General features: G+C 67.3%; 11 protein-coding genes. 6 read left to right on the forward strand and 5 right to left on the reverse strand.

What is annotated here, in order from left to right:
- Positions 1 to 26 precede the first annotated feature (26 nt).
- Positions 27 to 803, reverse strand: coding sequence for an enoyl-CoA hydratase-related protein (locus tag BO221_RS14930; protein WP_073561112.1), 777 nt, complete (start codon positions 801 to 803; stop codon positions 27 to 29).
- A 139-nt stretch (positions 804 to 942) separates the two neighbouring features.
- Between BO221_RS14930 and BO221_RS14935 the strand changes: the two genes are divergently transcribed.
- On the forward strand, positions 943 to 1,650 hold the full coding sequence (locus BO221_RS14935; RefSeq protein WP_073561113.1) for a Coq4 family protein: 708 nt from the start codon (positions 943 to 945) through the stop codon (positions 1,648 to 1,650).
- A gap of 36 nt (positions 1,651 to 1,686) precedes the next feature.
- Here the strand turns inward: BO221_RS14935 and BO221_RS14940 are convergent, their stop codons facing one another.
- Positions 1,687 to 3,171 (reverse strand): class I SAM-dependent DNA methyltransferase, encoded by a 1,485-nt coding sequence (locus tag BO221_RS14940; RefSeq protein WP_073561114.1) that lies wholly within the window; start codon positions 3,169 to 3,171, stop codon positions 1,687 to 1,689.
- A 105-nt stretch (positions 3,172 to 3,276) separates the two neighbouring features.
- Between BO221_RS14940 and BO221_RS14945 the strand changes: the two genes are divergently transcribed.
- Complete coding sequence (locus BO221_RS14945; RefSeq protein WP_143195452.1) at positions 3,277 to 5,283, forward strand: hypothetical protein; 2,007 nt, start codon at positions 3,277 to 3,279, stop codon at positions 5,281 to 5,283.
- Between the two features lie 373 nt (positions 5,284 to 5,656).
- Positions 5,657 to 6,067 carry a hypothetical protein gene (locus BO221_RS14950; RefSeq protein ID WP_143195453.1) on the forward strand — a complete coding sequence of 137 codons (411 nt, stop codon included), beginning with the start codon at positions 5,657 to 5,659 and terminating at the stop codon, positions 6,065 to 6,067.
- A 29-nt stretch (positions 6,068 to 6,096) separates the two neighbouring features.
- On the opposite strand, the gene BO221_RS53705 is transcribed toward BO221_RS14950, so the two are convergent.
- Positions 6,097 to 7,005 carry a hypothetical protein gene (locus BO221_RS53705; protein WP_073561117.1) on the reverse strand — a complete coding sequence of 303 codons (909 nt, stop codon included), beginning with the start codon at positions 7,003 to 7,005 and terminating at the stop codon, positions 6,097 to 6,099.
- A gap of 224 nt (positions 7,006 to 7,229) precedes the next feature.
- Between BO221_RS53705 and BO221_RS14960 the strand changes: the two genes are divergently transcribed.
- Together BO221_RS14960 and BO221_RS14965 are read left to right on the forward strand one after the other, a co-directional pair.
- The gene (locus BO221_RS14960) at positions 7,230 to 8,147 is read left to right on the forward strand and encodes a glutaminase (protein ID WP_198956121.1); all 918 of its coding nucleotides are present in this window, start codon (positions 7,230 to 7,232) and stop codon (positions 8,145 to 8,147) included.
- Between the two features lie 80 nt (positions 8,148 to 8,227).
- The gene (locus tag BO221_RS14965) at positions 8,228 to 8,950 is read left to right on the forward strand and encodes a B3/4 domain-containing protein (protein ID WP_073561119.1); all 723 of its coding nucleotides are present in this window, start codon (positions 8,228 to 8,230) and stop codon (positions 8,948 to 8,950) included.
- 51 nt (positions 8,951 to 9,001) lie between these two features.
- On the opposite strand, the gene BO221_RS14970 is transcribed toward BO221_RS14965, so the two are convergent.
- Positions 9,002 to 12,253 (reverse strand): C45 family autoproteolytic acyltransferase/hydolase, encoded by a 3,252-nt coding sequence (locus tag BO221_RS14970; protein WP_233166010.1) that lies wholly within the window; start codon positions 12,251 to 12,253, stop codon positions 9,002 to 9,004.
- Positions 12,254 to 12,555: 302 nt separating this feature from the next.
- Between BO221_RS14970 and BO221_RS14975 the strand changes: the two genes are divergently transcribed.
- Positions 12,556 to 14,031 carry a penicillin-insensitive murein endopeptidase gene (locus BO221_RS14975; RefSeq protein ID WP_233166012.1) on the forward strand — a complete coding sequence of 492 codons (1,476 nt, stop codon included), beginning with the start codon at positions 12,556 to 12,558 and terminating at the stop codon, positions 14,029 to 14,031.
- A 109-nt stretch (positions 14,032 to 14,140) separates the two neighbouring features.
- On the opposite strand, the gene BO221_RS14980 is transcribed toward BO221_RS14975, so the two are convergent.
- Positions 14,141 to 17,608 (reverse strand): methylmalonyl-CoA mutase family protein, encoded by a 3,468-nt coding sequence (locus BO221_RS14980; RefSeq protein ID WP_073561122.1) that lies wholly within the window; start codon positions 17,606 to 17,608, stop codon positions 14,141 to 14,143.
- Positions 17,609 to 17,610 lie beyond the last annotated feature (2 nt).

Below are 17,610 nucleotides of genomic sequence, written 5' to 3' on the forward strand. Positions count from 1 at the left end.
CCTTGACTGCTTTTCGGGGCGGTGCGTCAACGGCCCTTGTAGACGGGCTTACGCTTCTCGGCGAAGGCCTTGAGCCCCTCGAGCCGGTCCTCGGTGGCGAGCACCTTCTCGTAGTGGCGCAGCTCCAGCGCGAGCGCCTCGTCCAGCTCCAGCGACAGGCCCTCGTCGATGGCGTGCTTGGCCGTGGCCACGGCGATCGGCGCGTTCTCCACGATGCTCTCCGCCATGGAGTACGCCGTGTCCAGCAGGTGCCCCTCGGGCGCCAGCCGGTTCACCAGCCCGATGCTGAAGGCCTCGGCCGCGTTGAGCCGCCGGCCGGTGAGGATCAGATCCTTCGCCCGTCCCGGCCCCACCAGCCGCGCCAGCCGCTGCGTCCCGCCACCACCGGGGATGATGCCCAGCTTCACCTCGGTCAGCCCCAGCTCGGCGGCCGGCGCCGCCACCCGCAGGTCGCACGAGAGCGCCAGCTCGGTGCCTCCGCCGAACGCCGCCCCGTTGATGGCCGCGATGAACACGCAGTCGCTCTTCTCCAGGGAGCGCAAGGTGCGCCGCAGCCCGTCGAGGAAGGCCCGCACCTCGGGCTCGCTCATGGTGCCGCGCTCCTTGAGGTCCGCGCCCGCGCAGAACGCCTTGTCCCCCGCCCCGGTGATGACCACCGCCCGCGTGTCGTGCCCTCGGGACACGCGCGCCACCATCTCCTCGAACTCCTTGAGCATCGCCCGGCTGATGGCGTTGCGCCGCCCCTCGCCGTCGATGGTCCAGATCTCGATGGGTCCTCGTGCGTCGATCTTGAACTCCGCCATGTGCCCTCCCTTGCCGGGCCCTGTCCCGGGCCGCTGATCCATCTCCCCAGCCTGCGGCGACTCGAGGGGACTGACAAGGTGGAAACGGCGGCCTTGTCGGGGCTCACACCCCGAGCTCGATTCGAGGCAACATTCCCCCATGCAACTCCAGACCGCGACCCAGTGGCCTCCGCTCCCGACGCTCCCCGAGAACCCCTCGCTGCTCACCCGCCTGCGGATAGGGCTGCAAACCCTGCAGGTGCTGAAGGTGGAGCCCACGAACCCCGCCTGGGGCGCCCTGTTCTACGACAGCGTCGAGCTCGGCCGGTGCGAGGAGCTCGTGCGTCAGTTCTCCCGCCACGCCGAGGGCCGCCGGCTGCTCGCCGACAAGCCCTCGTTGAGTGGCGACGAGCTGGACCTGGCGGCGCTGGAGAAGCTGCCGGAGGGGACGTTCGGGCACACGTTCGCGAGCTACTACCGGGAGAAGGGCCTGCAGCCGATCGTGACGCTCAGCCCGCCGAAGAGCGACGCCGAGTACATCGCGAAGCGCCTGCGCGAGACGCATGACTTCGTCCACCTGGTGACGGGCTACGGCACGGACGTCATGGGCGAGATGGAGGTGCAGGCGTTCGCGCTGGGCAACCTGCACCTGCGCACCTCGCTGATCATCCTGCTGAACTCGGCGAGCCAGGTGTCCCAGCACATCCCGGACTTCGATGCGGGCGTGTACATCCGGCGGCTGTGGGCCGCGTTCCGGCGCGGCGCCGACTCGAGGCAGTTCGCCAGCTTCCGGTGGGAGGAGCACTGGGCGACCCCGATGAAGCTGCTGGCCGAGCAGCTCGTTGCCCCTGCGGAGGAGTGGAACTGACCTGACTCCTCAATGGAGGAGGTGCGCCTGCTCCCGTCAGCGGCGCGCCATGTCCATCTGGATGGTCTCGAACTGCTCCAGGGCCGTGCGCAGGTCCTCGACGATTTCCCCTGCGATGACATCCGGATCCGGCAGGTTCGCCGAGTCCTCCAGGCTCTCGTCCTTGAGCCAGAAGATGTCCAGGCTCACCTTGTCGCGCTGGAGCAGTTCCTCGTAGGTGTACTCCCGCCAGCGGCCCGTGGGGTTCTTCTTCTCGGACCACGTGGCCCGGCGGGCATGCCGGTTGCCCGGCTTGTAGCACTCGATGAAGTCCTTCAGGTCCCCGCGCTCCAGCGGATTCGTCTTCAGCGTGAAGTGCTGGTTGGTCCGCAGATCGTAGATCCACAGCTTCTGCGTCCAGGGCTTCTCACTGGCGGGCTTGCGCTCGAAGAAGAGTACGTTGGCCTTGACGCCCTGTGCGTAGAAGATGCCCGTGGGCAACCGCAGCAGGGTGTGCACGTCGCAGTCGTGCAGCAGCCGGCGCCGGATCGTCTCCCCTGCCCCACCCTCGAAGAGGACGTTGTCGGGCACCACCACCGCCGCCCGGCCGTTCTCCTTGAGCAGCGTCTTCACGTGCTGAACGAAGTTGAGCTGCTTGTTGCTCGTGGTGGCCCAGAAGTCGTCCCGGACGATGGTGAGCGCCTCGCGCTCCTGCTCTCCCTCCTCGTTCACCACCGTGACGCTCGACTTCTTGCCGAACGGCGGGTTGGTGAGGATGACGTCGAAGCGATCGCCCGGATCCCCCTTGAGCGAGTCCTCCACCCGGATGGGAGGGGTCTCGTCGTCACCGATGCCATGCAACAGCAGGTTCATGGCGCACAGTCGGGCGGTGTTGGGGACGATCTCCCAGCCGTGGAGCGCCTCCTTCTTCAAGTGCTTCTTCTGGTCGCGGTCCAGCTTGTTCCGGGCGATGAAGTCATGCGCGGCGAGGAGGAATCCGCCGGTGCCGCAGGCCGGATCGCAGACGGTCTCCTCCGGCTGGGGCGCCACCACCTCGACGATGGCATGGATGAGGGGACGCGGCGTGAAGTACTGCCCCGCCCCGCTCTTGGTGTCCTGGGCGTTCTTCTCCAGCAGACCCTCGTAGGCGTCGCCCTTCACGTCCGCGTCGAGCGTCATCCATTCCTCGCGGTCGAGCAGATCCACGATGAGCCGACGCAGCTTGGCGGGATCCTGGATCTTGTTCTGGGCCTTGCGGAAGACGAGGCCCAGCATCCCCTTCTTCCTGCCCAGCGTCTCGAGGATGTGGCGATAGTGCGTCTCCAGCGCGTCCCCGTCCTTGGAGATGAGGCTCGGCCAGTCATAGCCCTTGGGGACGGGAGACTCGCGGTTGTACGGCGGCCGCGTCTGCTCGTGGGCCATCTTCAGGAAGAGCAGGTACGTGAGCTGCTCCACGTAGTCGCCGTAGGACAGGCCGTCGTCGCGCAGGACGTTGCAGTAGTTCCAGAGCCTCTGGACGATTTGCTGGGAAGGGTTGCTCATGGAGTTTGCTCGCTCGGCGCCGGGTCCTATCAGACGGAGCGGCATGCCGCACCTCCTACGCCGTATCCTGACAGCGGGTAGACTGGCCTTCCCCGTGCTGCCCCCATGAAGACGCCCCCGATTCTTCTTTCCGCCGTGCTGCTTCTGGTGGCACTGGTCGCGTGCCGGAGTCACCCGAGCGCCCGCATGGGCTTCGCCCTGGAGTCACCGGGCCCACTGTCCCCCTCGTCCAGGCAGCCAGGCACGGGCACGGGGGAGTGGGCACGCCCCGCCGCCGAGGTGCTGGAGGGGACACGCGAGGTGCGTGTTCGAGCATGGGAAGCAGCGCGTGGGCTGGAGCGCAAAGGGGCGTGGCTGGCTGTCGGGCTGCACGTGGAAGGCGAGCGGGTGCGGCTGCTCGGCGTGCACGCGCACGAAGGCATCGGCGCCGAGGCGGAGCACGAGGAGGCCGAGCGCTTCCGCGGACTGGTGGAGTGGGCGCTGCACCGGTACGTGAAGGGACAGCGGGGCGAGGTGGTGCTGACGCTGAGGCGGGGCGAGGGCATGTGGAGGGAGGAGGCGCAGTCCACCGGCCCGGTGCTCTTGGCCACCCTGCCCCAGGCGCCTTATGAGGCCTTCCTGCGTCACCAGCGCCAGGCGCCGGACCCGGGCCCATGGAGAGAGACGCGCGACGAGCGCCGCACAGCGCTCCAGAGGCTGGAGCAGTGGCTGCTGCTGCAACCGGACGAGGCGCTGAAGAAGGCGCCCTCTCCTCTGGAGAAGTACGTGACGCTGCTGGAGGAGGAGCGTCAGCGGGAGGTGCGCTGGCAGGCGGTACAGCGCAAGCTGGCCGAGTACGAGGAATGGGGGCGCAAGCTGCTGGCCACCTATGTGCCGCCGCCCCGCCGCCTGGCTCCAGGCTACCTGCTGAGCGAGTCACCCCTGCGCGAGCAGTCCCTCCGGGCGCTGGGGAGCGCCACCTTGGCCTGGGCCTATGCGCACACCGAGGACTCGGACTTCCTCAAGCGTACTCCCGACGAGGTGGCCCTCTACCTGCTGGCCCACCGCTCCGCCCTGGCCAGCGCGGTGCAACTGGGCCGCATGGCTCCGGTGCACCTGGACTACAACGCGGCCTTCGACCCGGAGGTGTACAAGCCCGAGGAGCTGGTGCTGGAGCTGCTGGTGGGCCTGACTCCCGTGGCGGGCGAGGTGGCCGACGCCAAGGCGGCCGTCACGGGCAGGAGCCTCACCGGACACCTCCTCTCGCGCCCCGAGCGCCTGGTATGCGCGTTGGGCGTGCTGGTGCCCTTCGTGGCCGGCACAGTGCTGATGCGAGGAGGCAGCGAAGGCGCCGAGCAATTGGCTCTTCTCACCGGCCGCAGCCTGGACGAGGTGCGGGTGCTCTCGCGCGTGGCCTCTCACCTGTCACCTGGAGACTCCAAGGAGATTGAGCGCCTGATGACGGCGGCGGCCCGGGGCCACACCTTCACCGAGGAGGAGTTTCAATTCCTCCAGCGGGTGGCGCGCGGGCTGGAGGCGCCGCTACGTGAGGCTGCCGGGGCACTCAAGGCCGGCCAGAAGGTGCCCCTGCTGGGCGTGCGCACGCTCGCGGATGGCAGTCCCCTGCTGCCCGGCACGCCCATGCACAAGGCTCAGCGCTGGGTGGACTACCAGTTCCGCTACCCGGAGAAATACCGCCGCTTCTCCTTCCAGCCGGACGCCGACTGGGAGCGCCTATACGAGTCCATCCTCAGGAACCGGCAGGCGGGCAACGTCTTCGAGGACGCCATCCTTCAGGCGGGTAGATATGAGCGCAACGGAGCGATGATGATGCCGCCGCCGGGCAGCCGTGCTCAGGGCTTCATCCCCGATTCGGTGAAGGGCAATCCGGCGGAGTTGGTGTGGGGCCAGCCCTACCCCTTCGTCGAGGCCAAAGCTCGCAAGGAACTCTCCCTCTCCGGCAATCTCAAGGCCATGCTTGATTATGTGGCTCAATACGGCGGACAAATCGAATTATGGGTCCGCTCTACCAAACACCCTGATGGGCCCACGAGAATGTCAGACAAGCTGGAGTCGCTCTTGGAGGAACTCGCGCAGGAAGGAAAGTCGAAGGTAATCTATTACCCTCCTTGAGGTTATCGTGTCGGCCGACTCCCTTAACACATACATCCATCTTCCGCCTGGGCCGCTCTCGAGCGATGTGCTGCGCCAATTCCTGCGCCTCGTTTTCGACGAGTTCCGATGGTTTGCTCCCGCGCGGTACGGCTCCGTATCGACAGAGGAAAAAATCCCTCCAGGCATGCTCAACGCCGAGCCACTCGTCTCCTATTACGAAGAGCATATGACCCTGTGGATTTCCTCCAAGACGGAGAAGGAGTTCATCTGGGTTCGTCCCTCCAAGCCCGGCTCTCCCCCACACCATGGCAAGCTGATCTGGGCAACCTCTGTGAAGTCTGCCCTGAAAGCTCCTTGGTGGACGTCACATGCTCAGCAGATGGCCGAGGTCATGGGATTCGTACAATCCCCGCTGGCGTGGTCCGCACTCAAGAACGACATTCAACGCAAGACCCAGCGGCTGGTGCCTGAAGGTATCGGCTCGAGGCTCACCTTCAACCTGCGCGACTACAGCGAGGGGCTACCAGGCCTCGTCTGGCGCAACTTCTATGGCCCGCCCTTCGTGCGCATGTTCGGCGAGCGCCTCCACTCACTGCCCGCCCAATGCCGCCAGACACTCGGAGATGACATCGTCCTCGTCCAGCCCTACGAGCTGCCCACCGAGGCGGGCACCGAATCCGGCATGGCTCGCGAGCGCGAGCTCATCTCCCTGCTCGGCCCCGAGTGCTTCTACGACCACGAGCACCACACCCTCCCCACCTGCCGCCCAGTCCTCGACTCCCTCGGCCAGCCTCTCCACTGAACCGAGCCCTGCCCGCCCCATGCCGGCTCTCATGGAGACTTCGTCTCTTCTCGCTTGAAGTATTCGGCGACGGACTTGGAGAGAAAGTCGGGGTTGAGAGAAGAGGCCAGGTTGTTCTCGCGGATGACCGCGATGCGCTCCGTCAGCCTGTTGAACGGCACGAAGCCACACAGCTCGTTGAGGGGACGATCCCTGAGGGAGAACGTAGGGCGGCGAATCTCCTGCTCGACCTTGCTCCGGCGCTCGTCCGGAGCGACCAGGAACAGGCGCATGTTGAGGTTGGGCTGGAGAGCGAGCAGATCCGCCATCCTCAGCAGCCCCGAGTAGATGCTCGTGGTGCACTCGACCTCGAAAGCCGCGACGAACGAATTGCCCTTGAGCCACAGCACGTCGATGAGCTCGATGGTGCGGTTGGTGGCATCGTTGAACTGGGTGGGAAGCGTCTGAACCATGCGGGGCATGTCGCCAAGCCGCTGACCACGCCAGACCCGGGAGCGGTCGTTGCGCGCGACCCACACGTCGAGCCCCATCTCTGCCCCCAGGGCAAGCAGCGTATGTTGGATCTCCGTGTGGCGTGTGCGCTCGCGGGCGGGAAGTTCGTCGGAGGACTCCGGTTCGACCCCGGTGCTCTCGTAGAGGAACGGCAGGGGGCGGAGCCAAGCCGGAAGGGTGCGGGGAAGGCCCTGGCTGTAGTGCTCGGTCTGGAGCTCCACGCCGGTGAGCGGGGTGCCGACCTTCTTGGCCTCGATGACGCCGGCGGCCTTGCCGTTCACGTACAGGAGGTAGTCCGCGAAGCCGTGTTTGCCGAGCGGGAACTCGCGCACGGCGACGCCCGTACCGGCATCCACGTTGGCGTCCTTCGCGTCCTGGAGGATCCAGCCGGCGATCCGGAGGGCTTCGTCGATGGTTTCCCTGGCGAGGGCTTCTGGCGTGCTCACCCCCTTATTCTGCCCGGAAATGGAAAGGGACTGGAGACCCAAGAGGTCTTCTTCAGCGCCGCGCACCCAGGTCCGAGCAACGGGTAGACTGCCCTACCCTAACCACCGAGCATACAAGACCGCTCGCTACTGGCCTGCCCTTGCGCCTGAGGGCAAACGCCTCTGGCGCCCACCTTGAGCTCCGAGATACTCCACGCCATCGCGCTCGAGTGGCGCATGGAGAGATGCATTTGAACTACTCCGCCCTGCTGGCTGAACTCGCGGCTGAAGTCCGGCCGCTGCTGGGACAGGGCCGCGTGGCGGACTACATCCCGCTGCTGGCCCGGGCAGACCCCTCGCGCTTCGGACTGGCCATGGCCGACCTGGAAGGCGGGCTGTGCGGCACCGGTGATGATCAGGAGAGCTTCTCCATCCAGAGCATCTCCAAGGTCTTCGCCCTGGCCCTCACCCTGCCACGTCTGGGCGAGCCACTCTGGCGGCGCGTGGGCAAGGAGCCCTCTGGCAACCCCTTCAACTCGCTGGTTCAGCTCGAGTACGAACGTGGCCTGCCGCGCAACCCCTTCATCAATGCCGGGGCCCTGGTCGTCACCGACGCACTGCTGTCGCTCACCGGCGACGCCTGCGGCACGGTGCTCGCATTCCTACAGGCCCAGGCCGGCCCCGGGCAGGTGGCCGTCGACGAGGACATCGCCGAATCGGAGTGGCAGCACCGGGACCGCAACGCCGCCCTGGCCCACTTCATGAAGTCGTTCGGCAACCTCCACAACCCCGTCGACGAGGTGCTGCGGCATTACTTCCGGCAGTGCGCCATCCGCATGAACTGCCGTCAGCTGGCTCGCGCCGGCCTGTTCCTGGCCAACCATGGTCTCTGTCCGGACGGCCGGCGCCTTCTCACCCGCAGTCAGGCCAAGCAGATCAACGCCATCATGCTCACCTGTGGCACCTACGACGCCGCCGGCGAGTTCGCCTACCGCGTGGGCCTCCCCTGTAAGAGCGGCGTGGGCGGCGGCATCCTCGCCATCATCCCCAACCGCATGGCGCTTGCCACCTGGAGCCCCGGCCTGGACGCCCAGGGAAACTCCCTGGCCGGGCTCGCCGTGCTGGATCACTTCACCACCCGCACAGGGCTCTCCATCTTCTAGGGTCCCCCGGAAACGAGCATTCGCCCTTGTTTCCAGGAAGTGGTACGAGCGGCCCCACCACCCACGTGCCGAGAGACCCGATGCACTTGCGAGTTTCCGAGGAGATGGCACAGCGCTATCCCGATTTGCGGATCAGCTTCGTGACGATCCAGGGGATGGACAACGCCGGTGAGAGCGAGGGGCTCGTCGCGGAGTTGCGCCAGGCCGAGGCGGACTTCCGCGCCCGGGTGCCGGATGAGGAGAAGCTGGGCGAGGATCCGCGCATCCGCGCCTGGCGCGAGGCGTACCAGAGCTTCAAGGTCAACCCGAAGAAGTTCAAGCCGAGCGCCGAGGCCCTGCTGCGCCGCGTGGTGAAGGGCTCCCCGGTCCCGTGGATCAGCAAGGCCGTCAACGCCTACCTCCTGGCGGAGCTCTTCTACCTGCTGCCGGTCGGCGGTTACGACATGCGCGGCGTGCAGGGAGACATCGTCCTGCGGCTGTCCCCGGGCAACGAGCCGTTCAAGGCCATCGGCGCGACCGAGGAGGAGAAGACCGACGCGGGCGAGGCCGTCTACGCGGATGACGCCAAGGTGCTCACCCGCCGGTGGAACTTCCGCGACTGCGACCAGGCCAAGGTCGAGCCGTCCTCCCGCGACATCGCCCTCTTCGTGGAGGCGCCCTCGGCCCTGGTGCGGACCGAGGACCTGGTGGGACTCACCGGCCTCATCGGCAAGAAGATCCAGCAGTACTGCGGGGGGACCATCCGCACCGGGCTGCTCGAGCCCAAGAAGGACCTCCGCGTCGCCCTCCCCTTCCAGGCTTGATTGACCCGGGAGACAGGATTCGCACCTGTCTCCCGGTGCCAATCGTCCGGCTCAGTTCGCCCCGGCCGCGGAGCCGATGGGCTTGACCTCGGGGGCCGGGGACTCCGTCAGCTCCACCGCCAGCGCGTCGAGGCCGTGGTAGCCCTTGGCGCTCACCTCTCCGCCCCGGTAGAGCGCCCAGCCCTGGAGCTGGCCCGGCATGAAGGTGCGCGTCATGTGCCACAACTGCGGGCCGCTGTTGGCCAGGTACAGATAGAGCGTCCGCTTCGCGTTCCACGGGTTGGGCAGCGCCACCGCGAGCCCGTCATCCGAGCGGCCGTACGTCTTCCCCTGCCAGCGGAAGAACCGGCGGCCGATCTCCACCGGCAGCTTCTTCTCCGCCGCCAGCCGCGCCACCAGCCCGTTGTCCTCGGCGCCTCCGAGCACGAACAGATCCCGGCTCGCCAGCTCCTGGTCCGTCACCTCGGCGTCCGGCTTCAGCGGCGCGAGCACGTCCATGAAGGCATCCGCGACGATGTCACGGAAGTTGAGCGTCAGCGTGCGATCCGCCTCCACCCCACGCGCCGAGCCGTGGACGAAGAGCAGCTGACTGAAGTCGTCCATCGCGTTGGACAGCACCTGGAAGTGCTCGCGCGGCACGGGGATGTCATTCGTCGTGTTGAACACCACACGCACTGGCCGCTCGGCCACGTGGAAGGTGAAGGTGTCGCTCGCGCCCTTCACCTCCACCCGCTCCAGCGTCGAGCCCTTCGCCGTGAACAGCTCCACGGTGGTGACGAAGTGGTACGGCTTGCCGCCCTGCTCCACCTTCACCGTCACGTCGTATCCGTCCTTGGCCTTCGTGCTGCTCGCGCGGATGCGAGGCTCGGGCAGGCCGCCGCGCTCCACCCACTGCGCGATGAAGGGCGCCAGGTTCTTCCCCGCGGCCTCCGACGCGGTGCGCACGAACTCCGCGGTGGTGATGTTCTTGTTGGCGTAGCGCGCGTGCACGGTGCTCATCACCTTGGAGAAAGCCTTGTTGCCCAGCAGCAGGCGCAGCTGGTGCAGCAGGAAGGTGCCCTTGAGGCGGGGGATGGCGTACGTGCCATAGCGGTTGTACGAGGTGCGCGTGGCCGCGGGCACCACATCCCCCTCGCGCGAGGAGAGGTACAGGTACCGGGTATTGAGATCCGTCAGGGCGTCGCGCTGCTGATCGAAGGCCTTGTCCGCCGAGTCCGGAAGCTTGTTGAGCAGGTTCCAGTAGGCGGCGGTGCCGCTCACGAGCCAGTTCTCACCGTCGGTGGCGGGGAACATGGTGTTGGCCCACAGCAGCTTCTTGTCGAAGCCCAGGGCGTCCTTCACCTTCGAGGTGTCGCGCTTGGAGGCGGGAGCCTTCTCCTCCTTCAGGGCGATCGACCTCGCGAGGGCCTCCTTCAGCTTGTCCGCCACGAAGATGGGGCTGAAGGTGGTGTAGCCGAGCGTCAGGTGGGGCGTGGCACCGGGCAGGTCCTGGATCCACCGGCCGCCCACCATCTTCTCGCGCAGGGTCGTCTTGCCGTAGTGGGCGATGAACACGAGCTTGCCGGCCATCTCGCCGGTGGTGAGCTTGGCGTCACAGGCGTGGGGCCGGTTGATGGGGCTGGAGGCCATCATGCGGATGGCGTTCTCCAGATCGATGCCGCCCTTGCCGTGCCGCTCGAAGTACTCCTGGAAGGCGATGTCCCGGTTCCACGTGTTGAAGGCCAGGTCCACCGGGGCGTTCTGGGGGTTGGGCAGGTACTCCTTGCGAATCTCCAGGTCGCGGTTGTTGTTGTTGGCCCAGATGAAGTCCTTGAGGTTGCCCGGGGTCTCGGCCTTCTTGCCCGCGCCGCCCGTGCGCCACAGCTTCGTCTTGTTCGTGCCGAGCGTGAGGCAGGCGCCCTCGCCCGTCTTGGCGTCCGCGAGCGTCCAGTCGTTGGTGTAGAGGCCGTTGTTGCGATCCTTGAGGATGCGGGCCACGTCGTCGATCGAGTTGGCGTACTGGGCCGCCCTGCGGATGCGGTTGCTCTGCGGCGTGCCATCGGGATCGAAGGGCGTCTGGCCCACCGTGGTCTCACCGATGACGATGCCCGCGTCGTTGATGAACCAGTCCGCGCCACTGTGGATGCCGCCCGGGAACGTCTGCATGACGAAGCGGTGGCCCTTCGTGGGCTGCACGTCGGCGATCACGTCCCAGTGCACGCCCGTGTAGCCATTCCACATGAAGATCTGCCCCATGATGAACTGGCCATCCTTCGTCGCGGACTTCGTGGCCACGAAGGACGAGCAGTGGTCACCCTCGCCTGCCCGCGCCGTCTCGTCCTCGGCCTTCATGAAGACGCGGCCGGACAGGGACGTGGCGCTCACGCGGTTGGCGTCCTCGAGCTGCCCCAGGTCCACCACCGAGTTGAGGGCCGCCACGTCGAGCACATCCAGCTCGCGGTCCTTGAACTTCACGCCGGCCTTGTTGACGCCGTCAGCGATGCCCTTCATCTCCTCGAGGTACTCGGGATCGTACTTGCGCAGGAAGAGCGAGTCGGTGAGCAGCCGCACCTGGCTCCAGCCGTTCACCGCGTCCTGGCGGTTCTTCTGGATGCCCACCTTCTCCATGTAGCGGACGATGTCGTCGGCCAGGAGCTCGCCGTACTGCTGGCCGCGCTCGTAGGGCTCGCCCTCGATGTGGACGTACTTCCAGCCGCCGTCGTCATAGCGGAAGCCCTTGCCGGCCCAGCGCACCGACTCCAGCGGGAGGTAGGCGGTGATGTCGTCCACCTCCTCCAGGCGCACGTCATCCACCCAGGCGGTGCCGGTGGCCTTGCCGTTGCGGCCCAGGTGCAGCTGCACGCGATCCGTGCCCTGGATGGCGAAGAAGAGCACCGAGACCCGGCCGTCCTGGTCCGCGCCCAGGGTGGGCGAGCAGTTGGTGAAGGGGAAGCTCTTCATGGACAGGCAGGCCCCGAGCGCCGTCGGGTAGCGCGCCTGGGGATCCGCCTGCACGCCACGGGTCCTCACCCACGCACTGAGGCGGTAGAGGCGGCCCACCTGCAGCTTCACGGGCTCGGACTGCACGGTGGTCTCGGCCCCGGTGACCGGGTTCTCGATGACGAGCCCCCGCGCGCCCTCGGCCTTGGTCTCGGGACTGGAGGCCACCTTGCCCCCGCCCGTCACACTCCAGCCGGTGGGCTGCCCCGAGGCGGCCTGCGCCTCGAAGCCGCCATTGGTCACGGGAACCTGCGCGGCCCCGGAAACGGGCGCGTGGAGGGCGCCCGCGGTGAGAATCAGGGCGCCGGTGAATCGCGAAATCATACGGAGAGGGGTCATGTCCTTCCCGGTGGGGATGAATGAACGTTGCGGGTCCGCCTACTTCGCCCACTCCGCCCCTGGGGCGTCAACCGCCGCCCTGGCACCCGACCCTGACGCGATGGGTCATCGCGGGTTGGATCGAAGTGCCCGACTTGACTGGGATGGCAAGGGAGCGAGCAGGCTACGAAAGGCGGAACGAACTCCCTGCCCCGGGTCAAATTCCCGAGCGGCGCCTGCCTGGAATCCGAGCCGGCGCCGACCGTTTCCTTTGGCCTGGAACAATTTCGGGTAATGCTCCGCGCCGAGTGCGTTCTACATCCTGGATCATCCTGTTGCTGTGCGCCGGCTGCACCGCGCACGTTGTTCCCACCGTCTCTCCGTCGAAGGCGACGGCCCCGGTGCAGGCGGCCGTCCAGCCCGCCCTGGCGCCGGCTGCTTCGCAGGAAGCCGCCGCCACCCCGGAGCCCCTGCCGGAAGCCGTGACGCAGGTCGTCGAGCACAATGACGCAGCGCTCGCGGCCGCCGAGACCCCCACCGAGAGTGAAGAGGCCGCCGACGACGAGGAGCTGGCGGACACCCCCGACGCGGACGAGGGCGAGGCCTCGGAGGCGACGGCCGCCAACGGCGTGGCCCCCAACGGGCCGCTCTACACCGCGGAGCTGTCGGACGAGCAGCTGACGGAGATGTGGAAGAAGGATCCGGCCACGCTGGGCTCCATCTCGGTGGGGTTCGTGGAGAGCGGCCGCATGGTGAACGCCGTGCGCGTGCCCCAGTCGGAGAACAATGACTGGATCGTGGTCTCGCCCGAGCTGGCGTGGGGCACGAAGGAGACGGTGGACTACATCGCCACGGCCATCCGCGAGGTGCGCGCCCAGTATCCCAAGGCGCCGCCGCTGCGCGTCAATCAGCTCAGCTCGCGCGAGGGCGGCTACCTGCGCCCGCACAAGAGCCACCAGAACGGCCGGGACGTGGACCTGGGCTTCTACTACCCCACCGCCGAGCCCGTCCGCGTCCGCGCGCGCGAGAATCACATCGATCTCGAGCTGAACTGGGCCCTGCTCAAGGCGCTCGCCATCCACACCGACGCGCAGATGATCCTCGTGGACAAGCGCGTGCAGAAGGTCCTGTACGATTACGCGCTGCGCAAGGGCGAGAGCAAGGAGTGGCTGGATTCGCTCTTCAACGCCGGGGCGAAGTCGCTGGTGAAGCACGCGCGCGGCCACCGCGATCACTTCCACGTGCGCTTCTTCAATCCGCGCGCCCAGGAGCTGGGCCGCCGCGTGGCCCCGCTGCTCGCGTTGCAGCCGGACAAGAACATCCAGATGCACCGCGTGCGCTCGGGCGACACGGTCGGCGGCATCGCCCTGCGCTACGGCTCCAGCATCAACTCCATCAAGAAGGCCAACCGGATGCGCGGAGTGTTCCTGCGCATCGGCCAGGTGCTCGCGGTGCCCCTGCGTGGCCCCTGCACCCGCTGCCCCGTCCCGCCGCCCCTGGTCCTTCCGCCCCGCCGGCTGCCTCCCGAGCTCGAGCAGCAGGCCCCCGCCGTGGCCACGAAGCAGGCTCCCGCCGCCGAGCCGCAGGCTCCCGAGGCTGTTCCGGCTCAACCGGCCGTGGCCTCGCAGACGGAGAGCACGGGCGGAAGCGCCCCGGCGAGCGCGGACACGGCCACCGGGACGCAGGCGCCCGAGGTTCCGGCTCAGCAGGAGCCCGCGGTGCAGGGTTCTCCGGCCAATACCTCGGCCGCGATCATGCAGATGGGCCCCGCGGCGTCGCGGTAGGTCCTCCCCTCTCCCAGAGGGAGAGGGTCAGGGTGAGGGTCTTCCCCACGGGTTGACGACCCTCACCCCCCGCCCTCTCCCAGAGGGAGAGGGAGCCGCAACACAGCCACTACATGTTGCGCCGGTACTGCCCGCCCACCTCGTACAGCGCGCGGGAGATCTGGCCCAGCGTGCAGACCTTACAAGCGTCCATCAACGCGGCGAAGATGTTGCCGTTGTCGAGCGCGGCGCGCTTCACGGCATTCAGCGCCTCGGGACCGGCCGCCTCGTTGCGCTTCCAGAACGCGTCGCGCGAGCTGATGGCGTAGTCCTTCTCCTCCTTCGTGGCCCGGATGACCTCCGGCGGGATGATCGTCGGAGAGCCCTTGGGATCCAGGAAGGTGTTCACGCCGATGATGGGCAGCGTCCCATCGTGCTTGAGCGTCTCGTAGTAGAGCGACTCCTCCTGGATCTTCGAGCGCTGGTACATGCGCTCCATCGCCCCGAGGACACCGCCACGCTCGGAGATGGAACGGAACTCCGTCAGCACGGCCGCCTCGACCAGGTCCGTGAGTTCCTCGACGATGAAGGAGCCCTGGTTCGGGTTCTCGTTCTTGGAGAGACCGAACTCCTTGTTGATGACGAGCTGGATGGCGAGGGCCCGCCGCACGCTCTCCTCGGTGGGCGTGGTGATGGCCTCGTCGTAGGCGTTGGTGTGCAGCGAGTTGCAGTTGTCGTTGAGCGCCAGCAGGGCCTGCAACGTGGTGCGGATGTCGTTGAAGGCGATCTCCTGGGCGTGGAGGCTCCGGCCAGAAGTCTGGATGTGGTACTTGAGCTTCTGCGAGCGCTCGTTGCCGCCGTACTTGTCACGGAGGGCCTTGGCCCAGATGCGCCGCGCGACGCGCCCGAGCACCGTGTACTCGGGGTCCATGCCGTTGGAGAAGAAGAACGACAGGTTGGGCGCGAAGTCGTCGATGTGCATGCCTCGCGAGAGGTAGTACTCGACGAAGGTGAAGCCGTTGGCCAGGGTGAAGGCCAGCTGGGAGATGGGGTTCGCCCCCGCCTCGGCGATGTGGTAGCCCGAGATGGAGACCGAGTAGAAGTTCCGCACCTTCTGCTCGATGAAGTACTGCTGGATGTCCCCCATCAGCCGCAGGGCGAACTCCGTGGAGAAGATGCAGGTGTTCTGCGCCTGATCCTCCTTGAGGATGTCCGCCTGCACGGTGCCGCGCACGGCCTGCAGCGTGGAGGCGCGGATCTTCTCGTAGGTCTCGCGCGGGAGGACCTCGTCGCCGGAAACGCCGAGCAGCAGCAGGCCCAGGCCATCGTTGCCCTGGGGCAGCTCACCCTGGTAGCGCGGCCGGGGAACACCGCGGCGCTGGTAGAGCTCGGCGATCTTCTTCTCCACCTGCTCGGCCTGGCCCTGGGCGCGGATCCACTTCTCGCACTGCTGATCCACCGCGGCGTTGAGGAAGAAGCCGAGCAGCATCGGCGCGGGACCATTGATGGTCATCGACACCGAGGTGGACGGGTCCGCGAGATCGAAGCCCGAGTAGAGCTTCTTCGCATCGTCCACGTTGGCGATGGACACGCCGGAGTTGCCCACCTTGCCGTAGATGTCCGGGCGGTGATCCGGGTCCTCGCCGTAGAGCGTGACCGAGTCGAACGCCGTGGACAGGCGCTTGGCGGGCAGCCCGCGCGAGACGTAGTGGAAACGCTTGTTGGTGCGCTCGGGACCACCCTCCCCCGCGAACATGCGCGCGGGATCCTCGTTCTCACGCTTGAGCGGGAAGACGCCGGCGGTGAACGGGAAGGCGCCCGGCGCGTTCTCGCGCAGCAGCCACGTCAGGACGTCGCCCCAGTCCTCGTACTTCGGCAGGGCGATCTTGGGGATGCGCAGGTGCGAGAGCGACTCGGTGAAGAGATCGATCTCGATGACCTTCTCGCGCACCTGGTACTGGTACTTGGCCGCCGCGTAGCGGCGCTTCGTGGCCGGCCACTCGTCCAGCAGCCGCTTGCACTCAGGGTGCAGGCGCGACTCCAGGTCCCCGTAGAGCTCCACCAGCTCGGACAGGAAGGCCGGCTCGCCCTCGACACGCTGGGTGACCTGCACCACGTCCGAGGCGTCGCGGGGCTCGACGATCTCCAGCCGCTTCTTGCCCACGTTGGCACGCAGCATCTCGATGGTGCCGTGCAGCTGGTACATGCGCCGGGCGATGGCCGCCTGGGCGCGGGCGAACCTGTCGTAGGACTCGCAGGTCTCGACGATCTCCGCGAGGTACCGGGTGCGCTCGGGCGGGATGATCCACTTCTTCTCGCTCATCCCCGGGGTGATCTCCATGTGCGACTGGAGCTTCGCCCCGATCTTCCGGACGAGCGTGTCCATGATGGCCCGGTAGAGCTGGTTCATGCCCGGGTCATTGAACTGCGAGGCGATGGTGCCGTAGACGGGCAGCGCGTCGTCCGGCGTGGAGAACGCGTTGTGGTTGCGCTTCCACTGCTTGCGCACGTCCCGCAGCGCGTCCAGCGAGCCCCGCTTGTCGAACTTGTTGATGGCGATCACGTCCGCGAAGTCGAGCATGTCGATCTTCTCGAGCTGCGTCGCCGCGCCGTACTCGGCCGTCATCACGTAGAGCGCGACGTCCGAGTGCTCGGTGATCTCCGTGTCGGACTGGCCGATGCCGGACGTCTCCACCACGATGAGATCGAACCCGGCGGCCCGGCAGATCTCGATCGACTCGCCGACGTGCTTGGACATGGCGAGGTTGCTCTGACGCGTGGCCATGGAGCGCATGTACACGCGGGAGTTGTCGATCGCGTTCATGCGGATGCGGTCGCCGAGCAACGCGCCGCCGGACTTGCGCTTGGACGGATCGATGGAGAGCACCGCGAGCGTCTTGTCGGGGAAGTCCGCGAGGAAACGCCGGACCAGCTCGTCCACGAGGCTCGACTTGCCCGCGCCACCGGTGCCGGTGATGCCGAGCACGGGAACGCGCTGGGCGTTGGCGTTGAGCTTCGCGAGCGCGTCGCGGAGCGCGTCACCCGCGGAGGCGAAGTTCTCCGCGACGGTGATGAGCGAGGCGACCTTGGACGGCTCGCGCTGGGGCAGCGAGGGCAGCACGGGCTCGAAGTCCGGCGAGCGCTTCTCGAAGTCGCACTTGGAGACGAGATCGTCGATCATCCCCTGCAACCCCATCGCGCGGCCGTCGTCCGGCGAGTAGATGCGCGTCACGCCGTAGCGATGGAGCTCCTCGATCTCGGTGGGGAGGATGGTGCCGCCGCCGCCGCCGAACACCTTGATGTTCGCGCCGCGCTCGCTCAGCAGGTCGATCATGTACTTGAAGAACTCGACGTGCCCGCCCTGGTACGAGGTGATGGCGATGCCCTGGGCGTCCTCCTGGATGGCGCAGTCGACGATCTCCGCCACCGAGCGGTTGTGACCCAGGTGGATGATCTCCGCGCCCGAGGACTGCATGAGCCGGCGCATCACGTTGATGGCGGCGTCATGCCCGTCGAAGAGCGAAGCGGCCGTCACGATGCGCACGTGGTGCCGGGGCTTGTAGGGCGTGGGGATGGGGTTGGGTTGGGGGTTTCGCATGT

The sequence above is a fragment of the Archangium sp. Cb G35 genome, assembly GCF_001896145.1.
Lineage (GTDB): Bacteria > Myxococcota > Myxococcia > Myxococcales > Myxococcaceae > Archangium > Archangium violaceum.